At 68.7% G+C, this 10,892-nt stretch carries 7 protein-coding genes; 3 read left to right on the forward strand and 4 right to left on the reverse strand.

Features of this window, described 5'->3' with window-relative positions; all coding sequences use genetic code 11:
• Nucleotides 1–121: 121 nt before the first annotated feature.
• Genes ACFWU3_RS35930 through ACFWU3_RS35945 form a run of 4 tightly spaced genes read right to left on the reverse strand, consistent with a single transcriptional unit; the run spans nt 122 to nt 3,906 of the window.
• Nucleotides 122–892 (reverse strand): succinate dehydrogenase/fumarate reductase iron-sulfur subunit, encoded by a 771-nt coding sequence (locus ACFWU3_RS35930; protein WP_327680653.1) that lies wholly within the window; start codon nt 890–892, stop codon nt 122–124.
• Nucleotides 889–2,817, reverse strand: coding sequence for a fumarate reductase/succinate dehydrogenase flavoprotein subunit (locus tag ACFWU3_RS35935; RefSeq protein ID WP_384445750.1), 1,929 nt, complete (start codon nt 2,815–2,817; stop codon nt 889–891). The genes ACFWU3_RS35930 and ACFWU3_RS35935 overlap by 4 nt, the downstream gene beginning before the upstream one ends.
• A gap of 18 nt (nt 2,818–2,835) precedes the next feature.
• Nucleotides 2,836–3,657, reverse strand: coding sequence for a hypothetical protein (locus tag ACFWU3_RS35940; protein ID WP_384445752.1), 822 nt, complete (start codon nt 3,655–3,657; stop codon nt 2,836–2,838).
• A gap of 9 nt (nt 3,658–3,666) precedes the next feature.
• A complete protein-coding gene (locus ACFWU3_RS35945; RefSeq protein ID WP_313944314.1) occupies nt 3,667–3,906 on the reverse strand; it encodes a hypothetical protein in 240 nt (79 codons plus the stop codon).
• Between the two features lie 320 nt (nt 3,907–4,226).
• Between ACFWU3_RS35945 and ACFWU3_RS35950 the strand changes: the two genes are divergently transcribed.
• From ACFWU3_RS35950 to ACFWU3_RS35960, 3 genes are all read left to right on the forward strand, one after another.
• Nucleotides 4,227–6,470 (forward strand): ABC transporter substrate-binding protein, encoded by a 2,244-nt coding sequence (locus ACFWU3_RS35950; protein WP_384445754.1) that lies wholly within the window; start codon nt 4,227–4,229, stop codon nt 6,468–6,470.
• Between the two features lie 293 nt (nt 6,471–6,763).
• Complete coding sequence (gene typA, locus ACFWU3_RS35955; protein WP_384445756.1) at nt 6,764–8,671, forward strand: translational GTPase TypA; 1,908 nt, start codon at nt 6,764–6,766, stop codon at nt 8,669–8,671.
• 471 nt (nt 8,672–9,142) lie between these two features.
• Complete coding sequence (locus ACFWU3_RS35960) at nt 9,143–10,786, forward strand: ABC transporter substrate-binding protein (RefSeq protein WP_384445758.1); 1,644 nt, start codon at nt 9,143–9,145, stop codon at nt 10,784–10,786.
• Nucleotides 10,787–10,892: the final 106 nt, after the last annotated feature.

Genomic DNA, 10,892 nt, shown 5'->3' on the forward strand with positions numbered 1-10,892 from the left:
CGCGCGGGCCGGTCGGGCGCCACCGAAAACCGGCCACGCATCCCGCCCGCCCGTACCCCGCCCCTACCGGCACCTGCCCCTGCTGTGGGTGTCCGCGCGTGCGGACACCCACAGGACCTCGTCAGTCCTTCCGGCGGCCGATCTTGTTCCCCAGCCACACCAGCGGGTCGTACTTCCGGTCGACCGCCCGTTCCTTCAGCGGGATCAGGGCGTTGTCCGTGATCTTGATGCCCTCCGGGCACACCTCCGTACAGCACTTGGTGATGTTGCAGTAGCCGAGACCGTGCTCGTCCTGGGCCGTCTTCTTGCGGTCCAAACCCGCCTCGGACGCCGCGTCGAGGGGGTGCATGTCCAGCTCCGCCACCCGCATCAGGAAGCGTGGGCCGGCGAACGCCGTCTTGTTCTCCTCGTGGTCGCGCACCACATGGCAGGTGTCCTGGCACAGGAAGCACTCGATGCACTTGCGGAACTCCTGCGAGCGGTCCACGTCGACCTGCTGCATGCGGTACTCACCGGCGGCGACGCCCGGCGGCGGGACGAAGGACGGCACCTCCCGCGCCTTCGTGTAGTTGAAGTTCACGTCCGTCACGAGGTCGCGCACCACGGGGAACGCCCGCAGCGGAGTCACCGTGATCGTCTCCTCGCGGGTGAAGACGGACATCCGCGTCATGCACATCAGCCGCGGCCGGCCGTTGATCTCCGCGCTGCACGAACCGCACTTGCCCGCCTTGCAGTTCCAGCGGACAGCGAGGTCGGACGCCTGGGTGGCCTGGAGGCGGTGGATGATGTCGAGCACGACCTCGCCGTCGTTGACCTCGACGGAGAAGTCCTCCAGCCCGCCCCCGTCCTTGTCGCCGCGCCACACCCTGAAGCCGGCTTGGTACGAACTCACTCGTAGAGCTCCTCTTCGGCGAGGTACTTGACCAGCTCCTCCTTGTCGAACAGAGCGAGCAGGTCCGGACGGATGGGATCGGTCGTCCTGCGTTCCAGCGCGATCTGGCCGCGTACCGGATCGGTCGCCGCCAGTCCGCCGGTGGGGTCCACCAGCCGGCACATCAGATTGACCGGCCGCCAGTCGCGCTCCATCGCGGGGCAGTCCTCACGGGTGTGACCGCCGCGGCTCTCGGTGCGTTCCAGCGCCGCCCGCGCGATGCACTCGCTGACCAGCAGCATGTTCCGCAGATCCAGCGAGAGGTGCCAGCCCGGGTTGAACTGCCGGTGGCCCTCGACACCCGCCCGCCGTGCGCGGACCCGGAGGTCGGCCAGTTTCTCCAGCGCCTGTTCCATCTCGCCCGCGCGCCGGATGATGCCGACGAGGTCGTTCATCGTCTGCTGGAGCTCCTGATGGAGGGTGTACGGATTCTCCGGCTGTGCGCCCTCCTCGGGACCCTCCGCGCTGAAGGGGCGCAGGGCCTCCGCCGCGGCCGCGTCGATCTGTGCCTCGTCGACCGCGGGCCGCACCGCGAGCCCCGCCGCGTGCTCGGCCGCGTACAGCCCCGCGCGGCGGCCGAAGACCAGCAGGTCGGAGAGCGAGTTGCCGCCGAGCCTGTTGGAGCCGTGCATACCGCCGGCGACCTCGCCGGCCGCGAACAGGCCGGGCACCCCCACCGCGGAGGCGCTGTCGGACTCGACGGCGATGCCGCCCATCACGTAGTGGCAGGTGGGGCCGACCTCCATGGCCTCGGCCGTGATGTCGACGTCCGCCAGTTCCTTGAACTGGTGGTACATCGACGGCAGTCGGCGTCGGATCACGTCGGCGGGCATCCGCGTCGAGACGTCCAGGAACACCCCGCCGTGGGGGGAACCGCGTCCCGCCTTCACCTCGGCGTTGATGGCACGGGCCACCTCGTCGCGCGGCAGCAGCTCGGGAGGACGCCGGTTGTTGTCCGGGTCCTCGTACCAGCGGTCGCCCTCCTCCTCCGACTGCGCGTACTTCTCCTTGAAGACGTCGGGGATGTAGTCGAACATGAACCGTTTGCCCTCGGAGTTGCGCAGCACCCCGCCGTCGCCGCGCACCGACTCGGTGACGAGAATCCCCTTCACCGACGGCGGCCAGACCATGCCGGTCGGATGGAACTGCACGAACTCCATGTTGAGCAGCGGCGCTCCCGCGAGCAGCGCCAGCCCGTGGCCGTCGCCGGTGTACTCCCAGGAGTTCGACGTCACCTTGAAGGACTTGCCGATGCCGCCGGTGGAGAGGACCACCGCGGGGGCTTCGAGGACGAAGAACCGCCCGGACTCACGTTCGTAGCAGAACGTGCCGGAGACCCGGTCCCCGTCCTTGAGGACCCGGGTGACGGTGCACTCCTGGAAGACCTTCAGCCGGGACTCGTAGTCCCCGGTCTCCTTGAAGTCCTCCTGCTGGAGCGACACGATCTTCTGCTGGAGGGTGCGGATCAGCTCCAGGCCGGTCCGGTCACCGACGTGCGCCAGCCGGGGGTACTCGTGCCCGCCGAAGTTGCGCTGCGAGATCTTTCCGTCGGCGGTGCGGTCGAACAGCGCGCCCCAGGTCTCCAGCTCCCAGACGCGGTCCGGCGCCTCGCGCGCGTGGAGTTCCGCCATCCGCCACTGGTTGAGGAACTTGCCGCCGCGCATGGTGTCGCGGAAGTGGACCTGCCAGTTGTCCCCGGAGTTCACGTTCCCCATGGAGGCGGCGATGCCGCCCTCCGCCATCACCGTGTGGGCCTTGCCGAACAGGGACTTGCAGATGACCGCCGTACGGGCGCCCCTCTCGCGGGCCTCGATGGCGGCGCGCAGGCCCGCGCCGCCCGCGCCCACCACCACGACGTCCCACTGCTGGCGTTCGAGCTCTGTCATGTCAGGCGCCTTCCCTTGTCAAAACAGCCTCGGATCGTCGAAGGCACCGGACGCGACGAGATAGACGTAGAAGTCCGCGAGCGCGACGCTGATGAGGGACGCCCATGCGAGCACCATGTGGCGCTCGTTCAGCCTGCCGACCCAGCCCCACAGCCGGTAGCGCACCGGGTGCTTGGAGAAGTGCTTGAGCCGCCCGCCGATGATGTGCCGGCAGGAGTGGCAGGAGAGGGTGTATGCCCAGATCAGCACGATGTTGACCAGGAAGACGATCGTGCCGAGGCCCATGTGGCCCCACGCGTAGTTCTCGTCGCGGAACGAGAGCACGGTGTCGTACGTGAGGATTCCGGCGACCGGCAGCGCGGCGTAGAAGAAGTACCGGTGGATGTTCTGGAGGATCAGCGGGAAGCGGGTCTCGCCCGTGTACTTCTTGTGCGGCTCGGCCACCGCGCAGGCCGGGGGAGAGGCCCAGAAGCCCCGGTAGTACGCCTTGCGGTAGTAGTAGCAGGTCAGCCGGAAGCCCAGCGGGAAGATCAGGATGAGGAGGGCGGGGGACAGGCCCCACCAGCTGCCGAAGATCTCCCAGTTGGGGCCGGACCGCATCGGCTCGCAGTTCTCGGCGAGGCAGGGCGAGTAGAACGGCGACACGTACGGCGCCGCGTAGTAGTCGGCGTTGGAGAAGGCCCGCCAGGTCGAGTACACGATGAAGGCGAGCAGCCCTCCGGCGGTCAGGGCCGGCGCGAGCCACCATCGGTCCGTCCGCAGATGGCGGGGGCCGATGGCGGCTCGCGTCGCGCCGTGCACGCCTGTATTGATTTGTGGTGGTTCGGTGCCAGTGGCCAACGAGGTCTCCTAGGGAGCGTGCCGGTCTCGGACGCCCAGTCCCTCGTCGTCCGAGTCCGTCCACAGCGCGTTGTTGTACGGAACATCGGGGATGGTGACCAGCTCAGGGCGGTCCGGTGACTTCCGCGCGGCTTGCGCGGCCGGTCCGGCGCCACGCAGCTGATCAACGGTTCGCTCCAGCTCCCCGACCCGCTGGACCAGCTCGTCGAGGCGGTGCCGAATCGCTGTCAGTTCTTCCTGCTCGGACATGACTTGCCCTCACTTCCGCAGGGGGCGGTGGCGTCGCTCATGCGCCTGCGAGTGTTGCGCGTCACATCCCCGCTTGTGAAGGGACGTGCAGGGATTGCCGGTGCATGCGCTGGGAGTGCGCCCCTTCTGAGTCGGATCTCACTCCCCCTATTTTCCCCCTTTGTGTCAGGTTATGGGCGCTGCTTCATTGGGCCGAGCGGGTGGCATTCCAGCGGTTCGCGCCGTGTCTCCGCCCCCGGGCGCGCCCTCTCCACTTCAGTGGACCGGAATCGGTGTGATCATCTCCAAATTCCGCTAATCAGGACGAAGAGGTATAACTCATGTCCCAGGTCGACGCGCCACGCGGGAGGACCTGCTCCCGAACGCTCCGGTCCGTTGCGCTGCTCACCAGCGGGGTTCTGGCCCTGCCGGTCCTGGCGGCCTGCAGCGCGGACGAGTCCGAGCGCACGGGGAAGGCCGCAGCCCCGGACATCGCCGCTGCCGCCCGGGACAAGGTCGCCGACGGGGGCACCCTTCGCTGGGCGATCGACGCGATGCCGACGACGCTGAACGCCTTCCAGGCGGACGCCGACGCCGCCACCACGCGCATCGCCGGGGCCGTGCTGCCCTCCCTCTTCACGCTCGACAAGAGCGGCCGGCCGCAGCGCAACCCCGACTTCGTGGAGTCCGCCGAGATCGTCGACCGCGAGCCCAAGCAGGTCGTGCTCTACAAGCTCAACCAGAAGGCCGTCTGGAGCGACGGCCGGGAGATCGGCGCACCCGACTTCGTCTCCCAGTGGCGCGCGCTCAGCGGCAAGGACAGCGCGTACTGGACGGCGCGCAACGCCGGCTACGAGCGGATCGAGGAGATCCAGAAGGGGGCCAGCGACCTCGAGGTCAAGGTCACCTTCACCAAGCCGTACGCCGACTGGCAGTCCCTCTTCACCCCGCTGTACCCGAAGGACGTGACCTCGGCGCCGAATGCCTTCAACGACGGCGCGCGTGACGGCCTCAAGGCCACTGCAGGACCGTTCCGCCTGGGCCCGATGGACCGCAAGGCCGGCACGGCCACGCTGGTACGCAACCCGCGCTGGTGGGGTGAGCAGGCCAAGCTGGAGAACCTGGTGTTCACCGCCGTGCCGCGGGACAAGCGGGCGGACGCCCTGGCGGCCGGCCGCGTCGACATCGCCGAGATCGACCGGGGCACGGCGACCCGTATCGCCGGAGCCGCGGGGCCCGGCCACGCGAGCGGGCAGCCGAGTTCCCCCGCCGCCGGCCGGACCCCGTCCAAGGCCCTGAAGGGCGGGGCCGTGCCCCACGGCTCGGGTGACGACAAGGCCCTGGCGGCCCGCAGCCGGTCCGTCTCGGCGTACGTCGCCGCGCAGACCGCGCTGAAGGGGTACGTGGTCCGGAAGTCCCTGGAGCCCGCCTACACCCAGCTCGCGCTGAACGGCGAGTCGGGCCCGCTCGCCGACGCCCGGGTGCGCCGCGCCGTGGCCCGCGCGCTCGACCGCAAGGAGCTCGCCGAGACCGTGCTGTCGCCGCTCGGGCTGCCCGCCGACCCGCCCGGCAGCCACCTCGCCCTGGCGGGCCAGAACGCGTACACCGACAACAGCGGCGCGCTCGGCGAGCAGAACACCGAGGAGGCGCAGGCGCTGCTGGCCGACGCCGGCTGGACACCGGGCGGTCTGAAGAAGCCCGCTCCGGCCAAGGCGGGCAGCGAGGCGGGCGCGAGCGCGTCCCCCAACGCCTCCGGATTCCCCTCGTCCGCGCCGCAGTCCTCGGGCCGGAAGGCCGGCGGCGACGCCGCCTCCGACGACGGGCTCTACATCGTCGGCGACGACAAGCCCGCGAGCGCGGTGCACGGACCCGCCTCGGGCGGTACGCGCATCCTCGCGCCGGCACCCGCCGCCGCCGGCCGGGAAATGGCCCTGCCGGGCCGCCCCGGCTCGGACGACGAGGCCCGCGGTGCGGGTACCCAGGACAAGAAGGGCGAGGTCGCCGGAGCGTACGCACCGCGCGGCACGGCCGCCCCGGTCGTGGCCGGCGCGGTGGGCAAGAACGGCAAGCCGCTCTCCCTGCGCTTCGTCCTGCCGTCCGGCCCGGGCTCCGAGCCGCTGCGCGCGGTCGGCGCGAAGGTCGCGCGGATGCTGGACCGGGTCGGTATCCGTACCGAGATCACCAAGGTCGCCGACGCCGGTTACTTCAAGGACCACATCGCGTCCGGCAACTACGACCTGGCGCTCTACTCCTGGCCCGCCACCGCCTACCCGGCGACCGACGCCCGGCCGATCTTCGCCAAGCCCGAGCCCGCGTCCGACGGCTCGCTGCTGGTGGAGCAGAACTACACCCGGGTCGGCACCGACTACATCAACCAGCTCTTCGACCAGGCGGCCGCCGAGCTCGACCAGGACGCCGCCCGTGAGCTGGTCCGCAAGGCCGACGCCCGGATCTGGGCCGCGGCCGGGTCCATTCCGCTCTACCAGCGTCCCGAGCTGGTGGCGGCCAGGCCCACCGTCCGCAACGCCGGTGCGTTCGGCTTCGCGGCACCCCGCTACCAGGACATCGGGTTCAAGAAGGGTTAAAACCGGTAAACACGTGAGACTACCGTGAGGCAGTCGCGCACAACCTCAGAACTGCCTCAAGTCCCTTGCCCGCCGGCGTCGCCGGCGGGCAGGATCATGACCACCCTTGACCCGGTTCTTTGCACCTCAGCGCACCCCACATCCCCAGCAGTGACTGCCTCTCGATCGGCCCGGGAAGCCCCGCACCCGGCGGCCCCGTACCATGGGACGAGCCGTGGCGTGTCCGCCCGGCGGGCGGACGAGGCCATGACGGTCAGACGCCTGATCCCCGATCGAGAGAAGCGCCAGCCAGCATGCCCACGCGCCACGACATCCGTAACGTTGCCATCGTCGCCCACGTCGACCATGGCAAGACCACCCTGGTCGACGCCATGCTGAAGCAGGCCGGCGCCTTCGCCGCGCACGCCGCCGAGCACCTCGACGACCGCATGATGGACTCGAACGACCTGGAGCGTGAGAAGGGCATCACGATCCTGGCGAAGAACACCGCCGTGAAGTACCACCCCAAGGCCGGCGGCGCCCCGATCACCATCAACATCATCGACACCCCCGGTCACGCCGACTTCGGCGGCGAGGTCGAGCGCGGTCTGTCGATGGTCGACGCGGTCGTCCTGCTCGTGGACGCCTCCGAGGGCCCGCTCCCGCAGACCCGCTTCGTGCTCCGCAAGGCGCTGCAGGCCCGGATGCCCGTCATCCTCTGCATCAACAAGACGGACCGCCCGGACTCCCGGATCGCCGAGGTCGTCGACGAGACGTACGACCTGTTCCTGGACCTGGACGCGGACGAGGACCAGATCGAGTTCCCGATCGTCTACGCCTGCGCCCGTGACGGCGTCGCCTCGCTGACCAAGCCGGAGGACGGCACCGTCCCCACGGACAGCGACAACCTCGAGCCGTTCTTCACCACCATCCTCGAGCACGTCCCGGCCCCCGAGTACGACGAGGCCGCGCCGCTCCAGGCCCACGTCACCAACCTCGACGCCGACAACTTCCTCGGCCGTATCGCGCTGCTCCGTGTCGAGCAGGGCGAGCTGCGCAAGGGCCAGACCGTGGCCTGGATCAAGCGGGACGGCACCATCGCCAACGTCCGCATCAGTGAGCTGATGATGACCGAGGCGCTCACCCGCAAGCCGGCCGAGATGGCGGGCCCCGGTGACATCTGCGCCGTCGCCGGTATCCCCGACATCATGATCGGCGAGACGCTGGCCGACCCGGAGAACCCGATCGCGCTGCCGCTGATCACGGTCGACGAGCCCGCGATCTCGATGACGGTGGGCACGAACACCTCGCCGTTGGTCGGCCGCGGCGGCACCGGCAAGGGCGCGGACGCCAAGTCCGCGGTCAAGGACCGCAAGGTCACCGCCCGCCAGGTCAAGGACCGCCTCGACCGCGAGCTCGTCGGTAACGTCTCGCTGCGCGTCCTGGACACCGAGCGCCCCGACGCCTGGGAGGTGCAGGGCCGTGGTGAGCTGGCGCTGGCCATCCTGGTCGAGCAGATGCGCCGTGAGGGCTTCGAGCTGACCATCGGCAAGCCGCAGGTCGTCACCAAGGAGGTCGACGGCAAGGTCCACGAGCCCGTCGAGCGCATGACGATCGACGTGCCCGAGGAGCACATGGGTGCGGTCACGCAGCTCATGGGCGTCCGCAAGGGCCGGATGGACAACATGTCGAACCACGGCTCCGGCTGGGTCCGCATGGAGTTCGTCGTCCCGTCCCGTGGCCTCATCGGCTTCCGTACGGAGTTCCTGACGGGCACCCGCGGCACCGGCATCGCCCACTCCATCCACGAGGGTCACGAGCCCTGGTTCGGCCCCCTGACGACCCGTAACAACGGTTCGCTGGTCGCCGACCGCTCGGGTGCCGTCACCGCGTTCGCGATGACCAACCTCCAGGAGCGCGGCGTGCTGTTCACCGACCCCGGCACCGAGGTGTACGAGGGCATGATCGTCGGCGAGAACTCGCGCTCCGACGACATGGACGTGAACATCACCAAGGAGAAGAAGCTCACGAACATGCGGTCCTCCTCGGCCGACTCGTTCGAGGCGATCGTCCCGCCGCGCAAGCTCTCCCTGGAGCAGTCGCTGGAGTTCTGCCGCGACGACGAGTGCGTCGAGGTGACCCCGGAATCCATTCGCATCCGCAAGGTGAAGCTGGACGGCCGCGAGCGCGCCCGTGCGGCCTCGCGCGCCAAGCACGGCTGATCGACGGGGCGCGGACGGACAGCGGTGACGCCGGACTCCGGCGGGCCGCCCGCGGCGCCCTGACACCGCGTCAGTGACACGGCCCGGACCTCCGCAGAATCTGCGGAGGTCCGGGCCGTTCGTCAATCGGATTTCGACGGGCTTTCAGTGCCCGAGTGTCCGCATATCGGCCATCGCTCTCCGGAACATGTGTTAACGGTCCGTTTCGCGGGTGTCTGTCTGTGCTCGCTTTGTCCGGATTTCGGGCACCCATGGCTGGGCGATGTTGTCAAAACGAGACCCTTTAAGTGTGGTTTACGGCCCGGTCGTACTTAATAGTTGGCTCCATTGAGCTCGGGTCAATGGGTCATGCGCTGTGGGGAGCGCCGACTCACGAGCACACTCAGGGCATTGAACGAGCGCCGTCAGGGGTGTCGGCGCACCTACCTTTGCCCTTCTCGTAGTGACAAGTGGACTCATGAGGAGGAACCCATGCGCGGTGCCAAGAGCGCCAAGTGGGTAGCGGGTGCGATAGTCGTGGCCCTGGCGGCCACCGCCTGTGGCGGCGGCGACAGCGACAGTGGCGACGACATGAACGCGGGCAAGGCCGACCCGAACGGGATTCTGGTCGCCCAGCTGGGAGAGCCGCAGAACCCGCTGCAGCCGGCGAACGCCAAGGAGAGCCAGGGCAGCCGCGTCCTGCGGACGATCTTCTCGGGCCTCGTCGACTACGAGCCGGGCACCGGCAAGCTCACCTACATCAACGCGGAGTCGGTAACCCCGAACGCCGACTCGTCCGTGTGGACCGTCAAGCTCAAGCCGGGCTGGAAGTTCCACGACGGTTCGACCGTGACCGCCAAGTCCTACGTGGACTCCTGGAACTGGTCCGCGAACGTCAAGAACAACCAGACCAACTCCAGCTGGTTCCAGGACATCAAGGGCTACGCGGACGTCCACCCCGAGAAGGGTGAGCCGAAGACCGCGGCCATGTCCGGCCTGAAGGTCGTCGACGACAACACCTTCACCATCACGCTCTCCGGCCCCGTCTCGTACTTCGCGTACAAGCTGGGCTACGACGTGTGGGCCCCGCTGCCCGAGGGCTTCTTCAAGGACCCGAAGGGTTACGGCGAGAAGCCGATCGGCAACGGCCCCTACAAGTTCGAGGCGTGGGACCACAAGAAGCTGATCAAGGTCCGCAAGTTCGACGGCTACACCGGCCCGAACAAGGCCAAGAACGGCGGCATCGACTTCAAGAACTACACGACCGCCGAAGCCGCGTACTCCGCCCTCCGCTCCGACCAGCTCGACTGGATCGAGCAGGTTCCGGTCACCGCGCTGAAGAACTACAAGCAGGACCTCGGCGACCGTGCGATCGACCAGGAGTACTCCGCGGTCCAGTCGATCGTCCCGGCGTTCTACACGCCGCAGTGGAAGAACATCAACCCCAAGGTCATCCAGGGCCTGTCGATGGCGATCGACCGCGACACGATCACCAAGACGGTGCTCAACGGAACCCGTGAGCCGGCGGACTCGTACGTCGCCCGCGGTGTGCTCGGCTACAAGGCCGGCGCCCTCGGTGACGTCACCAAGTTCGACGCCGCCAAGGCCAAGGCCCTCATCAAGGAGGGTGGCGGCGTCCCGGGCAACAAGATCTCGATCCAGTTCAACGCCGACCAGCCGCACAAGGCGTGGGTCGACGCGGTCTGCAACTCGATCCGTCAGGCCACCGGCGTGGAGTGCACCGGCGACTCGAAGCCGGACTTCCAGACCGACCTGAACGCGCGTGACCAGAAGAAGGTCAAGTCCATGTACCGCGGTGGCTGGGTGCTCGACTACCCGGTCAACTCGAACTTCATGCGCGACCTGTACGGCACCACGGCCGCCGGTAACACCAGCGGTTACTCCAACAAGGAGTTCGACGAGCTGTCCGCTCAGGCCGACAAGGCCAAGACGCTCGACGAGACGGTGAAGATGTACCAGCAGGCCGAGCAGCTCCTGAAGGCCGACATGCCGTCGATCCCGCTCTGGTTCTACAAGAACAACTCGGGCCAGTCCCGCAACGTCTTCGGCAAGATCGTCTACGGGCAGGACGGCGACCCGCTGTTCTCCGACGTTCAGGTCAAGGCCAAGAAGTAAGCATCGGGAACCGCCGGCCCGGGGGGCCCCCGCCCAACCGCGCGGGCGGCCCCCCCCCCCCCGCCAAGACCGCCCCGCGCGCCCCCACCCCCAACACAAAATAAAA

The organism is Streptomyces sp. NPDC058685 (assembly GCF_042714725.1).
Classification (GTDB): Bacteria; Actinomycetota; Actinomycetes; order Streptomycetales; family Streptomycetaceae; genus Streptomyces.